This window comes from Streptomyces sp. CA-179760 (assembly GCF_050937045.1).
Lineage (GTDB): Bacteria > Actinomycetota > Actinomycetes > Streptomycetales > Streptomycetaceae > Streptomyces.
On record NZ_JBNJLZ010000001.1, the window covers coordinates 562,737 to 587,106 of the forward strand.

Genomic DNA, 24,370 nt, shown 5'->3' on the forward strand with positions numbered 1-24,370 from the left:
GCACCCCTGACTGAGGAAAGCGAAACCATGCATCACGACGTGATCGTGCTCGGCGCCGGTCTCGCGGGGCTCGCCGCCGCCCGGGACCTGGCAGCCGCCGGCACCGACGTGCTCGTCCTGGAGGCCCGCGACCGGGTCGGTGGCCGGGTCGAGCAGAGCCACACGCCCGACGGCCGTACCGTCCAGCTGGGCGGTGAGGTCGTCGGCCACGGGCACACCGCCTATCTCCGACTCGCCGAGGAGCTGGGCCTGAAGCTGGTTCCCAGCTATGTCGCCGAACCCGGCCGCATGACCCGGGCCACTCCGGAAGGCCGCTCGGCGGGCGATCCGCCGCACTGGTTCGGCCCCGGCGACACGGCCCTGCACTCGCGCCTGAGCAAGGAGTTCTCCGCCCTCGCCGGCACCGTCGACCCCGACGACCCGTGGTCGCATCCGGACGCGACCGCCCTGGACCGGCTGTCGGTCGCCGGATGGCTGCGCTCCCGGCAGGCCACGCCCGCCGTGGTACGCCTGTGGGACATCGGCCAACTCGCCTTGGCCGGCGGCTCCTACGAGCGGATCTCCCTGCTGGCGGCACTGCGCAAGAGCGCGGCGGTCCCCGGGCCGGGCACGGGCGACTACGACTACGAGGACTGGGAAGGACTGCGACTGGCTGACGGCTCGGCGACGCTCGCCGAGGTCATGGGCGGCGATCTGGGAGCGCGCATCCGTCTCGGCTCCCCCGTCGCCGCCCTGGACATCCGCCCGGACCGCTGCGCCGTACACCTGGTCATCGGCGAGATCCTCACAGCGGCGGCCGTGGTGAGCGCCCTCCCGGTGGGCCCGCTGCGGTCCGTCGCGATCAGCGGGGTCGGCGAAGCCCGGCTCGCCTCCTTGCACCGCCAACGCCACGCGACCGCAGCGAAGTTCGCCGCCGTCTACGACCGGCCCTTCTGGCGGGACGCCGATCTGAACGGCCTGTCCGAGTCCGAGGGCGTGCTGGGCAGCACCTGGCCGCAGAACGAGGGCGTCCTGTCGGCGCTGATCCCGCCCGAGCGCTACGGCGTCCTGCTCGGCACCCCGCCCCAGCTCCGCACGCCCGAGCTGCTCGCCGAGATGGCCGGCATGTTCGGCGACGAGGCGCTCCGCCCGGCCTCCTGCCAGCTGCGGCTGTGGGGCACCGACCCGTGGACCCAGGGCTACGTCACCCAGTGGCCGCCGGGCGAGGTCATGGCGGTCGGCCCGCTGCACGGCACCCATGAACCGCCGCTCTACGTCTGCGGCTCGGACCAGTGGGTCGCCGGATACATGGAGGGCGCCGTCCGCACCGGCCGCGCCGCCGCCGAGGAGGCACTGCGCCGTGGCTGACACCTCCGACCTCGCGCAGGTCCTCAACCACATCGGCGGCAAGGAGGTACCGGCCGCCTCCGGGGCCACCCTGCGGCTGATCGACCCGGCCACCGGACTCCCGCACGGCACGGCCCCGCTCTCCGGCCCCGAGGACGTGGACACGGCCTGCCGGGCGGCCGAAGGGGCCTTTCCCGGCTGGGCGGTGACGACTCCGGCGCAACGGCAGGCCGCGCTGCTGCGGATCGCCGACGCGCTGGAGCGAGACGCCGCCGCGGTGGCGAGTGCCGAGGTGGCCGACACGGGCAAGCCGCGCGCCTTGTTCCTGGGCGATGAACTGCCCGCGATCGTGGACGTGTTGCGGTACTTCGCCGGAGCCGCCCGCAACCTGCCGGGCGCGGCGGCCGCCGAGTACACACCGGGCCGTACCTCCGTACTGCGCCGCGAACCGGTCGGCGTCTGCGCCCAGATCACCCCGTGGAACTATCCGCTGATGATGGCCTTGTGGAAGATCGCCCCGGCGCTGGCCGCCGGTAACACGGTCGTCCTGAAGCCGTCCGACACCACGCCGTCCTCGGCCGTGCTCCTGGCCCGGCTGGCCGCCGAGCAGTTGCCGCCCGGCGTGCTCAACGTCGTGTGCGGTGACCGCGAGACCGGGCGGTCCCTCGTCGCCCACCCCGACGTGCGGCTGGTGGCCGTCACGGGCAGTGTCCGCGCGGGGCAGGAGATCGCCGCCGCGGCGGCTGCCGACCTCAAGCGGCTGCACCTGGAACTAGGCGGCAACGCCCCGGTGCTGATCCACGCGGACGCCGATCTCGACGACGCGGTGGAGCAGTTGTCGTCGCTGTCCTTCTACAACGCGGGGCAGGACTGCACGGCCGCGACCAGGATCCTGGTCGACCGGCGCGTCCACGACCACTTCCTGGCCCGCTTCGCCGAACGCGCGGCCGGCCTGCGGCCCGGAGCACCGGACGACGAGCGGGCCGCGTTCGGCCCGCTCGCCAATGCCGCTCAACTCACCCATGTGCATGGCCTGTTGGACGGGCTGCCGGACCACGCCGAGATCGTCACCGGCGGCTCGAGCCTGCCTCGCCCCGGCTACTTCCACGAGCCCACGGTGGTCGCCGGGGCGCGGCAGGAGGACGACATCGTACGGAGCGAGGTGTTCGGCCCGGTCGTCACCGTCCAGCCCTTCACCGACGAGTCCGAGGCCTTCCGCCTGGCCAACGGCGTTCCCCAGGGACTCGCGGCGAGCGTCTGGACCCGCGACCACGACCGGGCCATGCGGGCGAGCCGCGCACTGCGGACCGGCATCGTCTGGGTCAACACCCATGGCACGACGGTGTCGGAGATGCCGCACGGCGGCGTAGGCCACTCCGGGTACGGCAGCGACCTCTCGCTCACCGGTCTGCTCGACTACACGCAGGTCAAGCATGTGATGCTGTGACCGAGGAAAGGTCGATCGCCCGGTCGACGTCCTGCGGCCGCAATACCCGCAGGATGCCCTCCAGCAGGTAGTAGTCGGCGTACGGAAGAGAGATCTCGATGCCGTCCTCGTTCGGACGGTGGCGGGTGCAGCGGGCCACCACCGCTCCCGCTCGGGCCGAGTTCCGCGTCAGGCAGGTCTCCGAGAGGGCGGTGAGCAGCCGTAGCGCCACATCGCGATAGGTCTGTCGGCCGGTGACGGCGGACAGGTCGAGGAGGCCGCAGGCCGTGATCGCTCCGGCCGACGCGTCCTTGATGTCGTGGGGCTGCTGGGGAGCCCGGTAGTCCCACACGGGGACGTGGCCCGGGGTCAGTGATCCGATCGCGAAGTCCGCGAGTTTGCGGGCGGTGGCCAGGAAGTCCCGGTTCCCGGTCCTCCGGTACATCGTCGTGAAGCCGTACAGCCCCCACGCCTGCCCGCGCGACCAGCACGAGGTGGGGCTGTACCCCTGCACGGTGTTCGGGCCGACCGGCGCACCGCTCTTCGGGGCGAAGTCGTAGACGTGCGGGGTGGATCCGTCCGGTCGCGGGAAGACCCGCCGGGTCGTCCTCGCGTGCTCCACGGCGATGTCCAGGTACTTCGCATCGCCGGTCTGGCGGCTCGCGAACGCCAGCAGGTCGAGGTTCATCATCGTGTCGATGATGAACCGGCCGGCGTTCTTCTCGTCGTTCAGTGCGCCCCACGCCCTGATGAAGCGGCCCTGCGGGTTGTACCGCTGGATCAGCGAGTCGGCCGCCCGTAAGGCGCCCGTCCGCCAGGCTTCGTCGCCCGTCAGCCGCCAGGCGGTGACCCAGGACGGGTAGAAGAGGAAACCGAGGTCGTGGGTGCCGGTGCCGTACTGGCGCGGGGCCAGCTTCCGCGCCGAGGCCGATGCCGGCGTGCGGAAGGCCTCGTCCCCGCTGTAGAGCCATGCCATCCACAGTGTGCCCGGCCAGAACCCGCCGACCCAGTCGCCGCTTTGCGAGTAGGTCCACTTCCCGAACTTCGTGCCGACGGGGAAGGCGGTCACGGTCGGTGCGACGGCGTGGAGCTTCTCGATGGCGTAGTCGGCGGCCGTGCGGAGCTTCCGCAGGGTCGGTGCCGGGGGCGTCCCGGCGGCCACAACCGGTGTCGAGGTGGCGCCTGTCGCCACGGCACCGGCCCCGGTGGCCAGCACCGTACGTCGGGAAACACTCATGCTGGTCCTCCAGAAAGGTCAGCGGTGACAACTGGTCAGGCCCGGGCGCCCTGTCAATGACCTCAGTGGCCACGACTCATCCGATGTATGGCGGCAGAGTGAGATGTCGGCCGCGCAGCCACGGCGCGAGGATCCCGCCCCGCTTCAGAGATCCGAGGACCATCGACACATCCACGGACGCCGCCTAGTCCAGCCTCGGGAAGCGCGTCACGAAGTCATGGAGGGCCGCCTCGTCCGGGAAGGCGGTGAGGGCGAGCAGTCGGCGTTCGCCGGTGACGCTCCCGGATGCGGACGCGTCCCTCCCGGCGCAGCGCACCCAGTCGGCGTCGGACGGTGGCCTCGGACACCCCTGCCACCCGAGCCAGTTCGTCGTAGGCACACCGGCCGTCCTCGGCCAGGGTGTTCACCAACAGGAGCTCGGAGCGGGCGAGTTCGGCACCCTCGGAGGCAGGCAGGAGGTCCCGCGACGGTGGGTGCGCCCTCGGACAGTGCGGCGATCCCGACCCCCGTGAGGAGGCCCGCGTGACGCAGCCGGGGCGGCGCGGTGGCGACGACGCGGGCCTGGCCGGGCGCGCAGCGTATGCCGATCACGGTGCCGGTCGGGCCCCAGGTGGTGGGACCGCACCGGGGCGACGCGGCCGCGCTGTGGGCGGGGCACGTCTTCGAGCAGGCGACGTGGGTGGGGGAACGGCGGCCGGGGGTCGTTGCCGGGGCACGGCGGACGGCACTGCGTCCGCTGCGGTGGGGGAGGCGGTCAGGGCCTAGTCGAGCGAAACGCCCGTGTACTGCTCCAGGGTTTCGATGAGGCGAGCCTGGAACTCTTCGTCCTGCGCGGCGGGGTGGGGTGTCTGTACCCGCTGGTGGTACCAGTAGCCGCCGGTGCCCGGGGTCGCGTCGGGGTGCGTGGCGAGCCAGACCTGGGTCTGGTGCCCGGCGGTCAGGTCGTCCGGGGCGCCGCGACCGCCCATGCGGGTGGGGACCCACCCGGGGTCGACCGCATGGCTGGTCGTTCCTTCCCAGCGGGAGGCGAAGGCGAGCGCGAGTGCGGTGACCCACAGCTTGGTGTCGTCGTAGGAGGCGGAGCCCGAGGTCAGCCGTCGCAGGTCGGTGGAGCCGCTCCGGTGCATGGAGCTGCTGAGGTAGACGAGCCTGCCCGGCTTCTCCATCAGCGCCGTGAGCGTGTACGGCGCGACGGTGTTGACGGTGACGTCCTCCGGGCGGTTCATGACCCCGGCGTTGTGGATGACGGTGTCGAAACGGCCGAACCCTGAGGCCTGCCGGGCAACCCCGCGGATCTCGTCCGGCTCGGCGAGGTCCCCGGTGACGACGCCCTCCCACCGGGCCGTGTCACCCGCCTCGGTGAGACGGGCCCGGTTGCGCACGTGGACGACCACCTCGTGCCCTTCGTCGGCCAGCGCGTTCGCCGTGTCGAGCCCGAGTCCGCCGGCCGCGCCGGTCACCAGGACCAGTGCCATGTGGGTCAACTCCCTTGTGTCTGCCGGCAAGCCTAACCACCGCTATGGCCTCTCCATTCCTCTCGCCCCTTGACAGACCCCGCTTTCAGGCCCAGTGTTACCCGCCAAAACGCAGAACGCAATATATTGCATATGGCAGGAGTCTCATGGACGCCACTCACCCCCGTCCCACCAGCACAGACACCCCACCGGCCCGCCCCACAGGGTTCTGGCCGCGCTGTCCGAAGGTGCCGATCGGTATCCAGTCGATCATCGCCGTCGGCCTCGGCGCCCTCATCGGATCCCTGGCCCCTTCGGCCGGTGAGCAGATGAAGATCCTCGGGGAGGTGTTCCTGAACCTGGTGCAGGTCGTGGTCCTGCCGCTGGTCTTCCCGCTCATCGTGCTGGGCATCGCCCGCATGGAGTCGGTCAAGAAGGTCGGCCGGATCGCCGGCAAGGCCATCCTCTACTTCGAGATCGTCACGACCGTCATCCTGCTGATCGCGGTGGGCCTGGCGAGGTTCACGGGCATCGGCAAGGGCGCCCCGGTCGAAGGGGCCGACGCCCAGGATCTGGACGGCATGAGCCAGGGCATCGACTTCCACGAACTGGTCCTGCACGCCTTCCCGAAGAACATCTTCGCCGCGTTCGGCGAGGGCAATCTGCTCGGCGCGATCGTCTTCGCCCTGCTGGTGGGCGTGGCGATGGCCGCGATCGGGGAGAAGTCCGAGCCGTTCGCCTCCGTCCTGGAGTCCGTGGCCTCGGTGATGTTCAAGGTCGTCGGCTACGTCATCCGTGTCGCGCCGCTCGGCGTGCTCGGCTTCATCTCGTACGACGTCGCCCACTACGGCTTCGGCAACCTGCGCAGCCTGCTGGGCTTCATCGCCGTGGTCTACGCGGGCCTGGCCATCGTCGTGGGCGTGCTGTTCCCGCTGATCGCCGCGATCTACCGCATCCGCTACGTCGAACTGCTGCGATCCGTCGCCGGGCTGGCCGGGATCGCCTTCGTGACCCGCAGCTCCGAAGCGGTGCTGGCCCCGCTGATGGGCAAGTTGGAAGCCTTCGGCCTCAGCCGGTCGACGACCTCGTTCGTCGTCCCCTCGGCTACTCCTTCAACACCGACGGCTCGGTCCTCTACCAGGCCGCCGCCCTGGTCTTCCTCGCCAACGCCTACGGCGCCGACACCTCGCTGCCCGCCCTGCTCCTCATGGTCGGCGTGCTGGTGATCCTCTCCAAAGGCATGGCCGGCGTCACCTCCGCGTCCGTCGTCGTACTCATCGCCGCCGGCAACTCCATCGGCCTGCCCGCCGAGGGCATCGCCCTGCTCCTCGGCGTCGACTTCATCGTGGACATGGCCCGGACCGGCGTGAACGTCCTCGGCAACTCACTCGCCGCCGCCGTCGTCGACAGCTCCGAAAGGCGACGCGAGGCCAGGCGCGGCCCGCATCCCACCACCGAACCCGAGACCGCGGAGCCGGCCCGGACGCTGCAGAAGGAGACCGCGCGGTGAGCGGTCCTGCCACGACGGAGATCATCGGCATCCTGGGCGGCATGGGCCCGGCCGCCACCGCCGACTTCTACGCCAAGCTGGTGTCGATGACGCCGGGCAGCGGCGACCAGGACCACCTCAGGACGGTCATCTGGTCCGACCCCACCATCCCCGACCGTACGGCGGCCCTGCTCGGCGACGGACCCGACCCGACCCCCTGGCTCCTGCACGGCGGGCGCGTCCTGCGCGAGGCGGGCGCCACCGTCATCGCCATTCCCTGCAACACCGCCCACGCGTTCGTCCCCCGCATCGCGGGCCAGGTGGGCCTGCCCATCGTCCACATGATCGGCGAGGTCGCACGGCATCTGTCCGCCCTGCGGCCGCACGTGCACACCGCCGGGCTGCTCGCCACGACCGGAACCGTCCGCGCGGGCCTCTATCAGGAGTGGCTGGACCGCTTCGGCATCAGCCTCGTGCTGCCCGGCCCCGGCAGCCAGCGGGACGAGGTCATGGCCGCCATCCAGGCGGTGAAGGCCGGCCGGCGCGACGCCACGGCCACGGAACCGCTGGTGCGGGCCGCGCTCGGGCTCCAGGCGCGGGGAGCGCAAGTGATCATCGCGGGCTGCACGGAGATACCTCTCGGGCTGCCCTCCGGCACGGCCGAGGTCCCTCTCATCGATCCGGCCGTCGTCCTGGCTCAGGCCCTGGTCCGCCGGGTGCGCGCGGCATGAGGACGGAGGCGGCGGGCGGGGATTCCGAGCGGCAGCCGATGTACTGTACGCAATATGTCACTCGACAGCCCTGTCTCCCGCCGCCTCCTCAGCGACGAGGTCTTCCACCGTCTGCGCGACTCCATCGTGCGCGGGGAACTCGCGCCCGGGGAAAAGGTCAAGGACGGCGAACTCGCCGAGCGTCTCGGTCTCAGCCGTACCCCGGTGCGCGAGGCGCTCGCCCGGCTCGCCGACATCGGTCTGGTCGAGGCCAAGCCAGGCGTCTACACCCGCATCACCACCCTCAACCGCCGTGACGCCGAGAAGACCCTCGCCGTCCTGCGCTCCCTCGACCAGCTCGCCATCGAGACCGCCGTGCCGGTCATGACCGAGCAGGACCGGCAGCGCATGCGCCAGGCCAACCGGGACTTCGAACGGGCCGTCGCCGCCAACGACACCGACGCCGCCCTCGCCGCCGACGACCGCTTCCACGCCGTCCCCATCGCCGCGGCGGACAACCCCGTCCTCAGCCGGATCGTCGAGCAGCTCCACCCGCAGATCCACCGCATCCTCTACCGCAAGTTCTCCACGCTGCTCGGCGGCCGCAACACCATCGAGCACCACGACCAGCTGATCGACGTCTGTGCCGGCGGCGACGCCCGCGCCGCCGCCGAACTCTCCGGGCAGCACTGGTCGGAGCTCGGCGGCCACATCAGCCGGCTCTTCGACACCAACCAGTTCACGGAAGCCGCGCCCGCCTGACGGGGCGGCCGCCGCTGTCAGCTCCGGCCCCGCCAGGAGCAGGCGGCCATTCCCCGGCTCGGTACCGGGACGCTGAGCACCGCGCCGGAGGCCGGGGTCGGGCTCTTGACTCCGTAGCGGGCCGTGGTGACGAAGAGGCGGTTGCCGCCGGGGTGCAGACAGACCGACGTGGGGTGCGGGCCGGGCACCGTCAGCGTCTGGAGCAGACGGCCGTCCGGGTGGTACCGGCGGACCGCGCCGGCTCCCCACATCGCGACCCACAGGCAGCCCTCGTCGTCCACGGTCATTCCGTCGGGGCTGCCCTCGGCCTCGCTCAGGCGGGAAAAGGTCTCCGGGCCGCCCGAAAGGTCGCCCGAGACCGGGTCGATCCGGCAGCGGAGGATCGTGCCCGCGGCCGTGTCGGCGAGGTACAGGGTCGTGCCGTCGGCGGTGAAGGCCGGACCGTTGGCGATGGTCAGGCCGTCGAGGACGCGTATCACCGTGCCGTCGGGGTCCGTTCGGTAGAGCGAGCCCGCGCCGGGGGTGCCGTCGTAGGCCATGCTGCCGGCCCAGAAGCGTCCGGCGGGGTCCGCGACGCCGTCGTTCATGCGGCTGGGAATCGGGGTGCGGTCCTCGGGGCGGTCCAGCCATGTCGGCGCGCCTTCGGGGGTGAGCAGCGCGATGCCGGTGCCCGCGGCGGCGATCCAGGTGCCCGGCCGGTCGGTCACGGGCGCGACGGCACCCAACGGCACTTCCAGCCCGGCCAGTTGTCGCACCGTCGGCCCGTCGTCCTCACGCAATTCGAAGAGCCGGCCGCTGAGGATGTCGACGTACACGTACCGGCCGTCGACCCAGCGGCCGCCCTCGGCGAGTTCGTATCCTCCGTCCACCACCACCGCCGCGGATGCTGCCGTAGCTGTCATGTCCGGCCTCCTGGGTCAGCGGATGGTCGTGCCGTCGGGCTCGTCGAGCAGGCCGAGTTCGTCCCGGGTCGGCAGGCCTTCCCAGTCGCCCCGGGTGGCGACGGCGAAGGCCGCGGTGGTGACGGCCCGGTGCAGGCGGGCGGGGAGGTCCACGCCGTCGAGGAGTCCGGACAGGTATCCGGCCACGAAGGCGTCGCCCGCGCCGACCAGATCGACGGCGGCGACCTGGCGAGCGGCGCGGTCGGTCGCCCCTTCGGCGGTGAAGCCGGTCGCGCCGCGTGCGCCGCGTTTGACGACCACCTCGCCGACGCCTGCGGACAGGAGGCTGCGCACGGCCTCCGGCTCGGACGCGGCGGGCCGTTCCAGCACCAGCGGCAGCTCGTCTTCGGACGCTATGAGCAGGTCGGTGTGGGCCAGCAGCGGTCTGAGGGCGGTGCGGGCCCGGTCGTGGGACCACAGCCGGGAGCGGTGGTTGATGTCGAGGCAGACGGTGACGCCGGCGTCGCGAGCGGCCTCGGCGGCGGCCTGGACCGCCTCGGCCGCCGAGGGGCCGAGCGCCGGGGTGATGCCGGTCAGATGCAGGACCCGGGGGCCGGAGGCCAGTGCGGGCAGGACGTCGGCGGGTGAGACCGCCGAACCCGCCGAACCGGCGCGGTAGTAACTGACCCGTGTGAGCGTGCCCAGGCGGGGTTCGGTCAGCAGCAGTCCCGTGGGCCGGCCGGTGTCGTCGACGGCCGCGTGCTCGGTGTCGACGCCCTCGGCGCGCAGCGTGCGCAGTACCAGTGCGCCGAGTTCGTCCGCACCGACCCGCCCGGCCCAGCGCACCCGGTGCCCGAGCCGGGCGAGGCCGATCGCGACGTTCGATTCGGCTCCCGCCACGGACAGTCCGAGGCTGCCGCCCAGCCGCAGCGCGCCCTGGGCCCGGAGCGCCGCCATCGTCTCGCCGAAGGTCACCACCTCCGGTGCGGTCGATGCCGTCACGGCCTCTCCCCCGCCACCACCGTGCGGAACTCGGCCGCGCGGGCACGCAGTCGCTCCACGTCGCCGCCGTCGGCCGCGTCCCCGACGAGCGGTGAGCCGACGCCGACGGCGAGGGCGCCCCGGTCCAGGTACTCGCGTGCGGCCGAGGCGTCCACTCCCCCGACAGGGACGAAGGGCACCTCGGGGAAGGGGTCGCGCAGGGCCCGCAGATAGTCCGGTCCGCCGAGGGAGCCGGGGAAGAGTTTGATCGCGGCGGCTCCTCGTGCGAGGGCGACTTCGATCTCGCTCGGTGTCAGGGCGCCCATCAGCACGGGTACGCCGTACTCCTCCAGCCCGTCGACCAGCGCGGGAGTGACGAGGTAGGAGGCACCGGCCTCCACGGCGCGGGCGGCGTCCTCGGCCGAGCGCACGGTGCCGGCACCGAGCAGGGCTTCGGGGCCCAGGTCGCTGCGCGCCTGCCTGATCACGGTCAGGGCGTCGGCGGTGGTCAGGGAGACCTCGACGGCGGCGACGCCTTCCTCGGCGAGGGTGCGTACGGTGCGCAGGGCCGCGGCGGGATCCTTGCCGCGGACGATCGCCAGCAGGCGATGGGCTCGGAGCGATTCCACCAGGTTCATGGGAGCGGGCTCTCCTTGTACGTGAGGTGCGTGGCGCGCGACGGACTCGACGGTGTCACCACTCGGTGAACGCCCCGTCGACGCCCCGCCATACGGGGTTGCGCCAGCGGTGCCCGGTCTCGGCGGCGCGGCGTACGGCCTTCTCATCGATCTCGACGCCGAGCCCGGGGCGGGATCCCCGGGCGGCGTAGCCGTCCTCGAAACGGAAGGGTTCGGGGTCCATCACGTACTCCAGCAGGTCGCACTGCTGGTTGTAGTGGATGCCCATGCTCTGTTCCTGGATGAGGAAGTTCGGCACGGAGAAGGCGATCTGCAGACTGGCGGCCAGAGCGATCGGGCCGAGGGGGCAGTGGGGCGCCATCGCGACGTCGTGCGTCTCGGCCATGGCCGCGATGCGGCGGACCTCGGAGATGCCGCCGGCGTGCGACAGGTCGGGCTGGGCGACGGCGATTCCGCTGGCCAGGACCTCCCGGAAGTCCCAGCGGGAGTAGAGGCGTTCGCCGGTCGCGAGCGGGATGTTCGTGGACTCGACCAGGCTGCGCAGGTGACCCGAGTGTTCCGGCAGGACGGGTTCCTCGACGAACAGCGGGTGCAGTGGTTCGAGGAGGGGAAGCAGACGGCGTGACATGGCGGTGGAGACGCGGCCGTGGAAGTCGACGGCGATGTCCCGCTCGTCGCCGAGCACCTCGCGGACGGCCGCGACGCGTTCGACTACCTCGGCGGTGCGGGCCGGTGTGTCGATCGGGGCGAGTTCGGCCGAGGCGTTCATCTTCACGGCGGTGAAACCCGCCTTCATCTGCTCCTCGGCCAGCTCCGCCACGTCGCTCGGCCGGTCGCCGCCGATCCAGGCGTACATCCGGACGCGGTCCCGCACCGGGCCGCCGAGGAGGCGGTGCACGGGGGCGCCGTAGGTCTTGCCCGCGATGTCCCACAGGGCCTGGTCGATGCCGGCGACGGCGCTGGAGAGGATGGGGCCGCCCCGGTAGAAGCCGCCCTTGGTGAGGACCTGCCAGTGGTCCTCGATGCGCAGCGGATCGCGGCCGACGAGGTGGTCGGCCAGTTCATGGACGGCGGCGCGCACGGTGTCTGCGCGTCCTTCGACCACGGGCTCGCCCCAGCCGGTGATGCCCTCGTCAGTGGCGATGCGCAGGAACAGCCAGCGCGGGGCCACCAGGAATGTCTCAAGTCCGGTTATCTTCAACGAGTTTCCTTGGACGGCGTGTCGTTAGCGAGGTGGTCGGGGTCTTCGGGTTCCGCACCGGCCCGTACGGCCGCCAGGTCGTCCGAGGCCTGGGCCAGGAGTGACACTACGGCGGCCACGGCGGCGTCCGGGTCGCCCTCCTCGACCGCGTCGAGCAGTTCCTGGTGCACGGGTATGGAGTCGGAGAAGTGCTGGGCGCCGTGCACGATCCGGTCGCGCACGCGCAGACCGGCCTCGATGACGACCTCCATGCGGCTCAGCAGTTCGTTGTGGGCGGCGTCCAGCAGGGCGCGGTGGAAGGCCAGGTCCGCTTCGACCATGGCGTCCGCGTCCGTTCCCGCCGCCGCCATCGCCGCGATCGCCTGCCGCATCGCGTCCAGGTCGGACGGCGTGCGGCGGGTCGCGGCGAGCCGGGCTCCGGCGGGCTCGACTATCGCGCGGACCTCGGCGAGGTCTTCCAGGAAACCGTCGGTCGGGGCGCTGCTGCCCTGCCAGCGCAGCAGGTCGCTGTCGAGCAGGTTCCAGTCGGCACGGGGCCGGATGGTCGTACCGCGCTTCTGCTTGGACTCGAGCAGTCCCTTGGACGCCAGCACCCGCATCGCCTCGCGGACCACGGTCTTGCTGACGCCGAGTTCCGTCTCGAAGCTGACCGGGTCCACGACGGAGCCCGGGGGGTAGTCGCCGCGGATGATGCGCCGGCCCAGCTCCTCCACGGCCTGGCCGTGCAGCCCCTTACCGGGATGGGTCACCACGTTCTCCGTTTCCGCTCCGGTCCTTGTCGCTGACAGCGCGCACGGTGGGCGTCGCTCACGAGGACTCCTTCATGACACTCCATCCTCCATCGACCACGAGGCTCGCCCCGGTCACGTAGGAGGCGTCCGCCGATGCCAGGAAGGCGACCGCGGCGGCCACCTCCTCCGGCTGCCCGAACCGCTTGGCCGCCGTTGCCGCCACGCTGCGCGCCCGGTCGGGCTCCGGGACTGCCTCCCAGGCGGCGGTGAGGATCGGCCCGGGCAGCACGGTGTTGACCCGGATGCCGGGCCCGTACTCGACGGCCAGTTGGCGCCCGAGGGAGCACAGGGCCCCCTTCGCGGCGGCGTAGGCGGCGTGGCCGGGCAGGCCGATGACCGCGTGCACCGAGGAGGTGAGGATCACGGCCCCGTTCGCCTCGCGCAGCATGACCGCGAAGGTCTTCAGCGCCCGCCAGGCCGGTTTGAGCAGCACGGCCATCTGGCCGTCCCACTCGGCCTCGCTCAGTTCATGGGCGGGCTTGTTCAGCTGGGCGAAGGCGTTGCTGTGCAGCACGTCGAGCCGCCCGTGGCGCTCCTGGACATGGCGGCCCAGGTGCTCCCAGTCGGCGGCCGAGGTCACGTCGCAGCGCAGGTACTCCGCGCGTCCCCCACCGGCCTCGATGTCCGCGACGACCGTCTTGCCGGCGGCGTCGTCCACGTCCGTGACCACGACCGCCGCGCCCTCGGCCGCGAGTCTGCGCGCCGTGGCCGCGCCGATCCCGTGCGCCGCGCCGGTGATCACCGCCACGCGCCCCGCCATCCTGTGGCACTCCGTCATCGTGCGCCTCACCCCTCCGCTGCCTGCATCCTGCTGCCCGGGCAGGTCCCGTCTTCTCGCCCCCATCATAGCTGTTTCAATTAATAATGAATATATCTTGACGGAGGGCAGTGACGGTTCAAGACTGACCGCCATGCGACAGGCAGACTCAGTAGCGATCGATTCCCGGCGGCGCCTGCGCCCGGCCGGCATCGCCTTCGGCGGCGACTACAACCCCGAGCAGTGGCCCGAGGAGGTGTGGGCGGAGGACATCGCGCTGATGAAGGAGGCGGGCGTCTCCCTGGTGACGGCCGGGATCTTCTCCTGGGCCAGGGTGGAGCCGAGGCCCGGCGAGTACGACTTCGACTGGTTCGACCGGGTGATGGACAACCTCGCCGGGGCGGGGGTGGCCGTGTGCCTGGCCACCATGACGGCCTCCCCGCCACCGTGGCTGTCCCGGCTGCACCCCGGGATCCTCCCCGAGACCGCCGACGGCCGGCGCCTGTGGCCCGGCGGACGCCAGCACTACTGCCCCTCCAGCCCCGTCTACCGCGAGTACGCCGTGCGCCTCGTCGAGCGACTGGCCGCCCGGTACGCCGGCCACCCCGCTCTGGAGATGTGGCACATCGGCAACGAGTACGGCTGCCACACCCCGATGTGCTGGTGCGACGAGTCGGCGACGGACTTCCGGCGCTGGCTGTCCGAGCGGTACGGCGGCATCGAGGCCCTCAACGACGCCTGGTCGACGGCCTTCTGGGCGCAGCGCTACGACAGCTTCGACGAGGTGCTGCCTCCCCGGCTCGCGCCGACGTTTCCCAACCCGGCCCAGCAGCTGGACTTCGCCCGGTTCTCCGACGACGCGCTGCTGCGGTGCTACCTGGCGGAGAAGGACGTCCTGCGGCGGATCACCCCGGACGTGCCCGTCACGACGAACTTCATCGGCGTGCACAAGCCCGTCGACGCCTTCCGCTGGGCCGCCCACGAGGATGTCGCCTCAGTCGACGTCTATCAGGACCCGCACGACGAGAACACGCATGTCTCGGCGGGGTTCATCTTCGACGTCACCAGGTCCGCCCGCGCCGGTCAGCCGTGGATGCTGCTGGAGCAGGCCCCCAGCGCGGTCAACTGGCGCGACCGCAACGGTCCCAAGCCGCCCGGGCGGATGCGGCTGTGGAGCTGGCAGGCGGTCGCCCAGGGCGCCGACGCGGTGCTGTACTTCCAGTGGCGTCAGTCCCGGGGCGGAGCCGAGAAGTACCACTCGGCGATGGTCCCGCACGGCGGCACCGGCACCCGCACCTTCCGTGAAGTGAGCGAGCTGGGCCGCGAGTTGGCATCCGTGCCGCGCATCGCCGGTACCCGGTCCACCGCGGACGTCGCCCTGGTACTGGACTGGAACAGCTGGTGGGCGCTGGAGCTGGACTCGCACCCGTCCACCGCGCTGAACCAGATGGAGATCGCGCTCGCCCATTACCGGCCGCTGTTCGAAGCAGGCGTCAACTGCGACGTCGTACCGCCCGACCGCGACCTGTCCGGCTACCGCCTTGTCATCGCACCCAACCTGTACCTGCTCGAGGAGCGGGACGCCGGACGTCTCACCGATTTCGTACGCGGCGGCGGCCACCTGCTGGTGTCGTTCTTCTCCGGCATCGTCGACGACTGCGACCGGGTGCACCTGGGGGGATACCCCGCGCCCCTGCGAGAGGTGCTGGGCCTGCGCGTCGAGGAGTTCTGGCCGCTGGGCGAGAACGACGCGGTGGACGTCCGGCACACCGACGGCACGGTCAGCCGCGCCGACCTGTGGTCGGAGGCCGTCGAGCTTGAAGGGGCCCAGACGGTGGCCGAGTTCGGCTCCGGCCCGCTGACGGGGCAGCCGGCCGTCACCCGCCACGCCTTCGGCGAGGGACAGGCGTGGTACGTCGCGACGCGCCTCGCACCGCAGGCCATGCGCGCCCTGACCGACGGCGTGTGCCGTGCGGCGTCCGTCGGCCCCGTGCTCCCCGGACTTCCCGAGCACGTCCAGGCGACCGTGCGTGAGGGCGACGGCGGGCGGTTCGTCTTCCTGCTCAACCACGGTCAGCGAGAAGCCGAGGTCCGGCTGCCCGAGCCGATGGCCGACGCCCTGACCCCGGGGGCACCACCCGCCGACCGCCTCCGGCTGCCCGCGGCCGGAGTGGCCGTACTGAGCACGCCGAACACCCGCTGAGCCGCACCGGGCACACCGCAGAGCCGAAGGAAGACACATGGACACCTCAACAACCTCACGGAGAGCCGTTCTCCGGTGGGGCGCCGGGACGGCCGCGGCACTCACCGCCGTCCCCGCGCTGACCGCTTGCGGTCAGAGCGTCGGAGCCGCCCGCGCCACCCGGCAGGCGCCCACGCGCCGCGGCCAGAAGGTCAAGCTCGTCTTCTGGACCTGGGTGCCGATGCAGAAGACCGTCGACCTGTGGAACCGCACACACCCCGACATCCAGGTCGAGATGCAGACCATCCCCCAGAACGTGACGGGCGGCTACCAGAAGATGCACGCCTCGCTGACGGCCGGGAACCCTCCCGACCTGGCGCAGGTCGAATACCACGAGCTTCCCAGCTTCATGCTGGTCAACGGTCTGACGAACCTGAGCGAGTACGGGGCCGACGAACTGCGTGACAGCTATGTGCCGTGGCAGTGGCAGCAGGGAGTCTTCGACGGCAAGGTGTACACCGTCCCTCAGGCGTCCGGCCCGATGGGACTCTTCTACCGCCGGGACCTCTTCGCGAAGTGGGGCATCGAAACGCCCGCCACCTGGACCGAGTTCGAACAGGCCGCCCGCGTGGTCAAGGCCCGCGGCAACGGTGCCAGGTTGTGCGCCTTCGCGCCCAACCAGCCCACCTGGTTCGCCGCGATGTGCTGGCAGCGCGGCGCACGGTGGGTACGCACGGAGGGCGACACCTGGGTCGTCGACATGGACGACGGTCCTTCCCGCGAGGTCGCGGAGTACTGGGAGAGGATGGTCCGCGACGACCTCGTCTTCATCGAACCCGACATGTCCAACGCCTGGTACAAGCACATCCAGACCGGACAGATCTCCGCCTGGGTCGGTCCGCAGTGGGGCGACGCCCTGTTGCGCGGCAACGCGCCGGGCACCACGGGAAAGTGGCGGGTCGCCCTGCTGCCCCAGTGGAAGGCCGGGCAGAAGGCATCCGCCAACTGGGGCGGATCGTCCACCGCGATCCTCCAGGGCACCCGGCACCCGCGCGAGGCACTGCGGTTCGCGCACTGGATCAACACCGACCGCCGGGCCGTCGACCTGAACGTCTCCGTCGGCTACGGCTGGCCCGCGGCAGCCGGCGTCTTCCGCGGATCGGCGCTCGACAAGCCCGACCCGTTCTTCGGCGGCCAGCGCTACAACGACGTGTTCACGGTGTCCGACCGGGCGATCGACACCTCCTGGAAGTGGTCGCCCACCACGGACGCCGACTTCGCCCAGCTCCAGGACGCCTTCGGCGCCGCCATCGACGCGGGAGGCGGGCTCACCGGCGCGCTGGCCGACGGTCAGAAGAGCACCGTGGACAACCTGCTGGCGAAGGGCCTGAAGGCGAGGAGCGCGCGATGAGCACCATGACCGACCGGACGGAGAAGTCCGCACCCAGCCGGCGCTCGGCTCGCCCGGACCGGGCGGCCTGGGGGTTCCTGCTCCCCTTCGTCGCCCTCTTCCTGTTCACCTTCGTCCTCCCCCTCGGCTACGCGGTCTACCAGAGCCTGCTCACACCGGTCCGCTCCGGCGCGCTGGGCCTGGGCCCGGCCACCCTCGGTTTCGCCGGACTGGACAACTACGCCCTCGCTCTGCGGCAGTCGGCCTTCCTGGAGAGCTTCGCGCGGGTGCTGCTCTTCGGCCTGGTGCAGATCCCGGTGATGCTGCTGCTGTCCACCGCGCTGGCACTGGCACTCGACACACTCTCCCACCGCTGGGCGGGCATCCTGCGTGCCGCCTACTTCCTGCCCTACGGCGTGCCCGGTGTCATCGCCTCGATCCTCTGGGGCTTCCTCTACGTACCGGGCGTGAGCCCGATCACCGATCTGCTCGGGCGGGCCGGGCTCGCACCGGACTTCCTCGGCTACGACACCGCGCTGTGGTCCATCGCCAACATCGTGATCTGGGAGTTCGCCGGCTACAACATGCTGGTGATCGTCGCCCAGCTCAAGGCGATCCCCCAGGAGCTCTACGAGGCCGCCCGCATCGACGGGGCCGGTGCGTGGCAGACGGCGATGCGGATCAAGCTGCCGCTCGCCCGGCCGGCCCTGGTGCTCACCGGAGTGTTCTCCATCATCGGAACGCTGCAGTTGTTCGCCGAACCGCTGGTCATCAAGCCACTGACCCCGGCGGTCACCAACTCGTACACACCGAACCTGAGCGCGTACAACGAGGCGTTCGCCAACAACAACATCTACCTCGCCGCGGCCGAGTCGGTGATCCTCGCCCTGGTGGCGAGCGTGCTGTCCTTCGGCTTCCTCAGCCTGGTGAACCGCAGGGAAGGAAGGGATGCACGGTGAGCGTGTCCACACCCCGCACCAAGGAACCGACCGCCGCCTCCGCCCGGTTTCCACAGACGGCCGGGCGAGGCCGCCCTGACAGCGGTCGGCGCCGTACCGTGAAGCCCTCGCGGATCCTGCTGGTCGCCCTGCTGACCCTCGCGGCGCTCTACTTCCTGCTGCCCGTCTACTGGCTGGTGGTGGCCTCCACCAAGAGCAGCGCCGACCTCTTCGGCACCTTCGGGCTGTGGTTCTCCGATCCGCGGTGGCTGGACAACCTGTCGAAGGTCTTCTCCTACAGTGACGGCGTTTTCTGGGACTGGACGCTCAACAGCCTCCTGTACGCGGGGGTGGGCGGCGCGCTGGCCACCCTGCTCGCCGGCGCCGCCGGATACGCCCTCGCGGTGTACCGCTTCCGCGGGCGGGAGGCGGTCTTCAAGGCCGTACTCGCCGGTGTGCTGCTCCCCTGTACCGCGCTCGCACTGCCGCTGTACCTGCTGTTCAGCAAGGTGGGCCTGGCCAACACCTACTGGGCGGTGCTGATTCCCAGCGTCGTCAGCCCGTTCGGGGTGTATCTGTGCCGGATCTACGCGGAGGCCGCGGTACCGGCCGAGATGCTGGAGGCGGCCCGCGTCGACGGCGCCGGCGAGTGGCGGATCTTCGGCACCCTCGTCCTGCGCACCATGACACCCGCGCTCGTGACCGTCTTCCTCTTCCAGTTCGTCGGCATCTGGAACAACTACTTCCTGCCGCTGGTCATGCTCTCGGACGACCGCAAGTACCCGATCACCCTGGGCCTGACGACCTGGCAGGCAGCGGCCAACCGCATTCCCGAGCTCAACCAGCTCACGGTGGGCGGCGCGTTCCTCTCGGTCCTCCCCCTGGCCGCCGCGATGCTCGTCCTCCAGCGGTACTGGCGTTCAGGTCTGACGCAGGGCAGCGTCAAAGGCTGACGCACCGTGGCCCGTGTCCTGCTCGGGACACGGGCCACGGTTTCGACGGCGCTTACGCCCTGGGGTCGGCCGCCTTCCGGAACGACTCGTGGACGAGCTTGGGCCGCTCGTCGGCGAAGGTGAGCAGCCCCATGACGGAGATGCCGTTGTGGTCCTGGTTGTACCCGGCCCGCTGCTTGTAGTCCTTCAGGACCCAGTAGGTGAAGCCGGCCACGAACTCGCTGCGCTCGGCCACCTGCTTCCAGTGGGCGGTGAAGCTCGCCGCCTGCCATTCCTCGGTGCCCTGTGTGGTGTCCGGGCCGTGGGTGCCGGCCACGGCCCAGGTGCCGTTCTCTGTGATCAGGATCGGCTTGTCGGGGTACTTCGCGTGCACCGCGTCCAACGTCGGGCCCAGATCGGCGTCCTTGCCGTAGAAGTAGCCGAAGTACTCGTTGAACCCGATCACGTCGGCGATGTCGAAGGCGGGGTCGTTGCTGGTGTTGGAGGCCCAGGTCACGGGCCGGGCGGTGAGGTCGACGGCCTTCACCGCCGCCTTCATGTCGGCGAGCCAGGCGCGGTAGACCGGCGCACCCTCGGGGTCGATCTCCGACTCGTTCTGCAGACACCAGAGAATCACCGACGGGTGGTTGTGCTGGTTCCAGGCCATGGTCAGGGCCAGGGCGCGGGCGAGGCCATAGCGCTCGGTCTGCAGCTTTTCCTGGGCGGTGTTGAGCCACATGGTGTCGACGTCGTCCATCACCAGGACACCGTGCTCGTCCGCCCACTCGTAGACGTACGGGTGGCGGTTGTAGACGCAGTTGCGGATGAAGTTGGCGCCCACCGCCGAGATGTGACCCAGTTCCCTGTCGTACTCCGCCGGGGTCATCGCCCTGCCGTGGGCGCCGGTCTCCTCGTGCCAGTTGAGGCCCTTGAGGAAGAGGGGCCGGCCGTTCAGCCGCAGTCGGGCATCGGCGACGGACAGGTCACGCACGCCGTAGCGCGTGGAGAGGGTGTCCACCCGTGGGCCACCGGGCTTCGTGGCGGTCAGTGTGGCGCGGGCGGTGAGGGTGTGCGGCGAGCCCGGGCTCCACCGTGGCGCGTGGGGCACGGGGACCGAGACGCGTACGACACCGGCCGACCGGGCCGCGATCCGGGCCGCGACCACCCTGGGCCGGGCGCCGCTCCCCCGGCCGGGATCCAGCGTGAGAAAGCCCTCGAAGTCCGAGGAACCGTGGTTCTCGACCACGGCCCGTGCCTCGAGCCTCCCCTTCGCCGCGGACACGAGCAGCTTGGCGACGGTGACCCGCGGAACCGCCTCGATCCGGACCGACCTGGTCAGACCCGCGTAGGGCCAGTAGTCGACCGGCTTGTACGGGATCTCGTGGTCGTCGGTGACCGGCTGCGCGGGCGAGGCCGTGTAGTTCTCGAAGGTCGCCCTGCGGAACACGCGCACCGCGATCGTCTGGCGTGTGCCCGGCCTGAGGGCCTTCGTCGCCGGAAGCGCGAAGGGCGAGTTGGCGCCCTCGTGCTTGCCGAGGTGCACGCCGTCGAGCCAGACCTCGGCGCTGTAGCCGGCGGCCAGGAAGGCGATGCGCACATGCCGGGCTCGCCAGGATCCGGGAACGTCGACGGTGGTGCGGTACCAGGCGTAGCCGTCGGCGAACGCGGTGCCCTTGCCGAACTCGGCGGTCTCCGAGGCGAATCCGGGCGTGTCCAGCAGGTCCCAGGCCGAGGGGACGTCGATGCCGCCCCACGCCGTGTCGTCCAGGCGCGGGGACTGCCAGCCCTCGACGAGCCCCTTGTTGCCGGGGTCGAATCGAAAGCGCCACCGCTTGTCCAGGGACAGGTACTCGCGCGTGGGCTCGTGGGTGCGCCAGCCGTCGAAGGCGGGGAGTACCGCGCCGTACTGGAAGACGACGTTGGTGCCCCCGACGTCTCGCACATGAGTTCCGGAGGGCTCGGTGGCCGGGTGGGTGTCGAGCACCGGGCCGTCCGCGGCGGCCGTTGCCGCACCGTCCGCCGCCCGGGCCTCTTCAGGCCAGGCCGGCAGGGCGACGACCGCGCCGGCCGCGCCGAGTGCCGTGACGACGGTCCGCCGTGACGGTGGGATGCGTTGGGTCATCTCAGCAGCTCCTCGGTAGCGCGCGTTCGTTCGCCCCATGAGCCTGGACAGCCCCATCACCCCTGTCAAGGATTATTCATAATTAATGAATTGTGGTCTAGCGTGAACTCATGACCTCACACCGACAGGCCCCCACGGAGCGCCTCGCCATCACCCTGTGGGACTTCAGCTGGTACACCCAGGCAGGACCCGGCGAGCCCTTCGCCGACCTCGACCGCGCCTTCGCCGAGGCCGTGGAGCGGGGCTTCAACACCGTGCGCGTCTGCGCCATGCCCTTCCTGCTGTTCTCCGGACGCGTCGACGCCCCCGAGTCACCGCGGATCCGCGGCCTGGGCGAGCAGTTCGGACAGCGCACCCGCTGGTACAACGTGCACGGCGGCTACCCGCTGGACGGCCGGCGGCGGCTCGTCGAGCTCTTCGAGGCGGCCGCCCGGCACGACTGCCGGGTGATCGTGTCGTCGTGGGAATACCAGCAGTCCCCCAGCTTTGCCGACACCGACGCCTGGCACCGCGCCCTGGCGGATGTGCCCGGCCCGGACCGGGCCGAGGCGGTGGCCGAAGCACTCACCGGGCTGCTGGACTTCCTCACCGAGCACGGCCTTGCCGACCGCGTCGCCTACGTCGAGGTGCACAACGAGGTCGACAACTGCTCCCTGGTGCCGAGCGACGGCACCTCCACGCACTACGCCCGACTGCGCGGCCCCCTCGAACGCGCCGTGAAGCTGCTGCGGGCGCGCCACCCCGGCATCCCCGTCACCTACTCGCTCGGCGAGCCCTGGCCGGACGAACTCGACGACCTGCCGGAGCACGCGCAGATCGCGCACTTCCACTTCTACGTCTACGGCGTGCTCGGCGCGCTGTACCAGGCGGTGGGACTCGGCCACGGCACCGAACCGGCACCCGGGACTGCCTCCTGGCCCCCTCCCGCACTGGCCGCCATGCTGCGCCCCGACGCACCCGCCTTCGCCGACCACCAGCCGGACGAACCCTGGCGCCTGGCGGCGACCGGAATCCCGCGCGAACTCTTCTACGCGCACGACTGGGTGGACCCCGACCGCTGGGACCTGTGGCTCTACGAGAACTATTCGGCCCACCGGGACGCCATGCGCGAGACGCTGGCCCGGTGGATCGACTCCGTCGCCGGCTTCGCCCGTCGCCGGGGCATCCCCGCCGTCCTGGGCGAAGGCGTGGTGGGGTACACCCCGCTCCTGACGCGCTTCGAGGAGGACGCCGTCGGCAAGGACATCGCGGAGTTCGTCGTCGACCGCTGCCTCGCGGCGGGCTTCCGAGGCGTCGTCCTGACGTCCAACGCGGCTCCTCACCACCCCATGTGGCAGACCGACCAGGAGTGGATGCGACGGGTGAACGCGCGCATCACCGCAGGCTGAACACGGGTATCTTTCGCCCCTTTCGCACACGTATCTCAGGTCTGAACCCGAAGGGGCCCGCGACGTCGACTTCTCCGGGGTCTGGCCCTGAGCCCCGGGCCACGTCGCGCCGAGCGGCGGCCTACTCGGCGTCGCCCTGGTGGTCGGCCCAGACATAGCTCTCGGGGAGCAGGTCGGAGACACGGACGGTTCGGACGCGGTCGCCTTCGCCGACGATGACCTTGAGGGCGGGAAAGTAGTCGAGAAGGACCTGACGGCACCGGCCGCAGGGAGGGACGACCCCCCGGTCGCGGTCTCCCACGGCGACGATCGTGGCCAGCTCGTGGACCCCCTGTGCGGCTGCCGCGCCGATGAGGGCCAGCTCGGCGCAGGGACCTCCGGTGAAGTGGTAGACGTTCACCGCCGTGACGATCCGCCCGTCCTGAGCGCGGGCCGCGGCCGCCATGGTGTGGTGGTCGCCCCGGCAACGAGTGCGGGCGACATGAGCCGCTGCCTCGATGAGTTCGTGGTCGATGTGGTGCGTCTGCGTGGTCATGGTCTCTGCCTTCGTCAGGAAAGGATCCTCACGAGTGTCGGTGATAAGCCTTGTTGGCGATGCGCCAGCTGTCGTCGGCTCGCACCAGCAGGAAGATGTCGGTGAACAGGTCAGTGCCGTGCCCCAGTGTCATGGTGGCCGTCGCGACCGTGCCGTGGACGTCGACGGCGTCGATGCGACGGGAGCGGGTCGCTTCGCCCCGGGCCGGCCGGCCCGGGAAGAGAGCGCAGTACTCGTCCAGGCGCCAGGAGACGAACATCCCGTCCCGGAGTCCCTCGATGTGCGCGGTGGGCAGGAACGCCTCGCGGAAGTGGGCGGGGTCGCCGGTGGCGTGTCCGCGCACGTAGGCGCGGAGCGGTTCGAGCACGGCGTCCGCCACCGCGGGGACCACGGCGGCGACGGCGATGTCGGCCTCGGGGCCGGCGGGAGGATCGGCCAGGCCGGCCGTGCAGCGCAGCGGGGTGTTCGACGCGTCGGCCAGCAGAGCCATGTCCTTCGCCAGCGCACCGATGGTGAACTCGGCCGTGACAGCGGCCGATTCTCCGGCGAGGAAGGGTCTCTTGGCGGTCACGAGCCCACCGAGCCGCCCGAGTTCGAGGACGTCCAGCACCTGGGCGCGGGGCAGGCCGAGGGCGTCGGCCTGCCGTAGCGAGTCGCGCAGCGCGAGGACGGCCCCGGCGAGGCTGTGGTTGGCGATCAGCTTGAGCGCGGCGGCGGTGGAGGCGTCGTCCACGCGTCGCACGGTGCCCAGCGAGTCCAGCACCGGCCGGACGCGGTCGAGCGCGAGGTGGTCACCGGCGGCGAGCAGTTGCAAGGCGCCCGCGGCGGCGGCCGGGACGGATCCGAGCACGGGCGCGTGGACGTAGGAGGGGCCGAGTCGCCGGGCCAGGTCCGATGCTTCGGCGGGCGCGACGGTGCTGGTGTTCAGCACGATCGTGTCCGGGCGCAGCGCGTCACGGACCTGGTCGAGGACCTGTCGGCAGGCCGGGCCGTCGAACAGCGTCAGGAGCACGAGATCGGCCTTGGCCACGGCCTCTTCGGGATCGGCGGTCGTCTCGACGGTTCCTGCCGTGCGCCCCGAGCGGGTCCAGCCGACGACATGCCGGCCCTGGGCCGTCAGGCGGGTCGCCATCGCGTCGCCCATGCGCCCGAGGCCGAGGACGGCGATGGTGTGTGGTGTGGTCATGCGCGCCAGAATCGTGCACCGTCCCGGGCTGCGACAAGCGCAGA

At 71.3% G+C, this 24,370-nt stretch carries 21 protein-coding genes and 1 pseudogene; 10 read left to right on the forward strand and 12 right to left on the reverse strand.

Going from position 1 to position 24,370, the window contains the following annotated elements:
• The first annotated feature begins 27 nt into the window (after window positions 1–27).
• Both ACQEV8_RS02655 and ACQEV8_RS02660 read left to right on the forward strand, forming a co-directional pair.
• Window positions 28–1,347 carry a flavin monoamine oxidase family protein gene (locus ACQEV8_RS02655; protein ID WP_432957010.1) on the forward strand — a complete coding sequence of 440 codons (1,320 nt, stop codon included), beginning with the start codon at window positions 28–30 and terminating at the stop codon, window positions 1,345–1,347.
• Complete coding sequence (locus tag ACQEV8_RS02660; RefSeq protein WP_432957011.1) at window positions 1,340–2,773, forward strand: aminobutyraldehyde dehydrogenase; 1,434 nt, start codon at window positions 1,340–1,342, stop codon at window positions 2,771–2,773. The genes ACQEV8_RS02655 and ACQEV8_RS02660 overlap by 8 nt, the downstream gene beginning before the upstream one ends.
• Here ACQEV8_RS02660 and ACQEV8_RS02665 read toward each other — a convergent pair.
• From ACQEV8_RS02665 to ACQEV8_RS02675, 3 genes are all read right to left on the reverse strand, one after another.
• Entirely contained in the window at window positions 2,754–3,989 is a 1,236-nt protein-coding gene (locus ACQEV8_RS02665; RefSeq protein ID WP_432957013.1) for a glycoside hydrolase family 88 protein, read from the reverse strand. The genes ACQEV8_RS02660 and ACQEV8_RS02665 overlap by 20 nt on opposite strands.
• 215 nt (window positions 3,990–4,204) lie before the next feature.
• Window positions 4,205–4,396 carry a winged helix-turn-helix transcriptional regulator gene (locus ACQEV8_RS02670; protein WP_432957015.1) on the reverse strand — a complete coding sequence of 64 codons (192 nt, stop codon included), beginning with the start codon at window positions 4,394–4,396 and terminating at the stop codon, window positions 4,205–4,207.
• A gap of 354 nt (window positions 4,397–4,750) precedes the next feature.
• Entirely contained in the window at window positions 4,751–5,464 is a 714-nt protein-coding gene (locus ACQEV8_RS02675) for an SDR family NAD(P)-dependent oxidoreductase (protein ID WP_432957017.1), read from the reverse strand.
• 146 nt (window positions 5,465–5,610) lie between these two features.
• Between ACQEV8_RS02675 and ACQEV8_RS02680 the strand changes: the two are divergent.
• The 3 genes and pseudogenes from ACQEV8_RS02680 (at window position 5,611) to ACQEV8_RS02690 (ending at window position 8,404) form a co-directional block, all read left to right on the forward strand.
• A pseudogene (locus ACQEV8_RS02680) lies at window positions 5,611–6,953 on the forward strand (dicarboxylate/amino acid:cation symporter).
• A complete protein-coding gene (locus ACQEV8_RS02685) occupies window positions 6,950–7,663 on the forward strand; it encodes an aspartate/glutamate racemase family protein (protein ID WP_432957019.1) in 714 nt (237 codons plus the stop codon). The pseudogene ACQEV8_RS02680 and the gene ACQEV8_RS02685 overlap by 4 nt, the downstream one beginning before the upstream one ends.
• A gap of 54 nt (window positions 7,664–7,717) precedes the next feature.
• On the forward strand, window positions 7,718–8,404 hold the full coding sequence (locus tag ACQEV8_RS02690) for a GntR family transcriptional regulator (RefSeq protein WP_432957021.1): 687 nt from the start codon (window positions 7,718–7,720) through the stop codon (window positions 8,402–8,404).
• A 17-nt stretch (window positions 8,405–8,421) separates the two neighbouring features.
• Here the strand turns inward: ACQEV8_RS02690 and ACQEV8_RS02695 are convergent, their stop codons facing one another.
• From ACQEV8_RS02695 to ACQEV8_RS02720, 6 genes are read right to left on the reverse strand one after another with little or no spacing between them, the layout of a single operon-like run.
• Complete coding sequence (locus ACQEV8_RS02695; protein WP_432957023.1) at window positions 8,422–9,306, reverse strand: SMP-30/gluconolactonase/LRE family protein; 885 nt, start codon at window positions 9,304–9,306, stop codon at window positions 8,422–8,424.
• A 15-nt stretch (window positions 9,307–9,321) separates the two neighbouring features.
• Entirely contained in the window at window positions 9,322–10,242 is a 921-nt protein-coding gene (locus ACQEV8_RS02700) for a sugar kinase (RefSeq protein ID WP_432972350.1), read from the reverse strand.
• 41 nt (window positions 10,243–10,283) lie between these two features.
• The gene (locus ACQEV8_RS02705; RefSeq protein WP_432957025.1) at window positions 10,284–10,904 is read right to left on the reverse strand and encodes a bifunctional 4-hydroxy-2-oxoglutarate aldolase/2-dehydro-3-deoxy-phosphogluconate aldolase; all 621 of its coding nucleotides are present in this window, start codon (window positions 10,902–10,904) and stop codon (window positions 10,284–10,286) included.
• 55 nt (window positions 10,905–10,959) lie between these two features.
• A complete protein-coding gene (dgoD, locus tag ACQEV8_RS02710; protein WP_432957027.1) occupies window positions 10,960–12,105 on the reverse strand; it encodes a galactonate dehydratase in 1,146 nt (381 codons plus the stop codon).
• Window positions 12,102–12,857: a FadR/GntR family transcriptional regulator gene (locus ACQEV8_RS02715; protein ID WP_432957029.1), complete on the reverse strand. Its 756-nt coding sequence runs from the start codon at window positions 12,855–12,857 to the stop codon at window positions 12,102–12,104. Before ACQEV8_RS02715 ends, dgoD begins: the two co-directional genes overlap by 4 nt.
• Window positions 12,858–12,912: 55 nt before the next feature.
• The gene (locus ACQEV8_RS02720) at window positions 12,913–13,656 is read right to left on the reverse strand and encodes an SDR family NAD(P)-dependent oxidoreductase (protein ID WP_432957031.1); all 744 of its coding nucleotides are present in this window, start codon (window positions 13,654–13,656) and stop codon (window positions 12,913–12,915) included.
• A gap of 151 nt (window positions 13,657–13,807) precedes the next feature.
• On the opposite strand from ACQEV8_RS02720, the gene ACQEV8_RS02725 reads away from it, so the two are divergent.
• Genes ACQEV8_RS02725 through ACQEV8_RS02740 form a run of 4 tightly spaced genes read left to right on the forward strand, consistent with a single transcriptional unit; the run spans window position 13,808 to window position 19,116 of the window.
• On the forward strand, window positions 13,808–15,856 hold the full coding sequence (locus tag ACQEV8_RS02725) for a beta-galactosidase (RefSeq protein WP_432957033.1): 2,049 nt from the start codon (window positions 13,808–13,810) through the stop codon (window positions 15,854–15,856).
• A 37-nt stretch (window positions 15,857–15,893) separates the two neighbouring features.
• A complete protein-coding gene (locus ACQEV8_RS02730; protein ID WP_432957035.1) occupies window positions 15,894–17,246 on the forward strand; it encodes an ABC transporter substrate-binding protein in 1,353 nt (450 codons plus the stop codon).
• Window positions 17,243–18,184, forward strand: a complete 942-nt coding sequence (locus ACQEV8_RS02735; protein WP_432957037.1) for a carbohydrate ABC transporter permease — start codon at window positions 17,243–17,245, stop codon at window positions 18,182–18,184. The genes ACQEV8_RS02730 and ACQEV8_RS02735 overlap by 4 nt, the downstream gene beginning before the upstream one ends.
• A complete protein-coding gene (locus tag ACQEV8_RS02740; protein ID WP_432957039.1) occupies window positions 18,181–19,116 on the forward strand; it encodes a carbohydrate ABC transporter permease in 936 nt (311 codons plus the stop codon). The genes ACQEV8_RS02735 and ACQEV8_RS02740 overlap by 4 nt, the downstream gene beginning before the upstream one ends.
• Before the next feature lie 52 nt (window positions 19,117–19,168).
• Here the strand turns inward: ACQEV8_RS02740 and ACQEV8_RS02745 are convergent, their stop codons facing one another.
• On the reverse strand, window positions 19,169–21,217 hold the full coding sequence (locus ACQEV8_RS02745; protein ID WP_432957041.1) for a glycoside hydrolase family 2 protein: 2,049 nt from the start codon (window positions 21,215–21,217) through the stop codon (window positions 19,169–19,171).
• Between the two features lie 110 nt (window positions 21,218–21,327).
• Here ACQEV8_RS02745 and ACQEV8_RS02750 point away from each other — a divergent pair, with 110 nt between their 5' ends.
• Window positions 21,328–22,605 (forward strand): cellulase-like family protein, encoded by a 1,278-nt coding sequence (locus ACQEV8_RS02750; RefSeq protein WP_432957043.1) that lies wholly within the window; start codon window positions 21,328–21,330, stop codon window positions 22,603–22,605.
• A gap of 121 nt (window positions 22,606–22,726) precedes the next feature.
• Here the strand turns inward: ACQEV8_RS02750 and ACQEV8_RS02755 are convergent, their stop codons facing one another.
• Both ACQEV8_RS02755 and ACQEV8_RS02760 read right to left on the reverse strand, forming a co-directional pair.
• On the reverse strand, window positions 22,727–23,140 hold the full coding sequence (locus ACQEV8_RS02755) for a cytidine deaminase family protein (RefSeq protein ID WP_432957045.1): 414 nt from the start codon (window positions 23,138–23,140) through the stop codon (window positions 22,727–22,729).
• Between the two features lie 28 nt (window positions 23,141–23,168).
• Window positions 23,169–24,326: a nuclear transport factor 2 family protein gene (locus ACQEV8_RS02760; protein ID WP_432957046.1), complete on the reverse strand. Its 1,158-nt coding sequence runs from the start codon at window positions 24,324–24,326 to the stop codon at window positions 23,169–23,171.
• Window positions 24,327–24,370 lie beyond the last annotated feature (44 nt).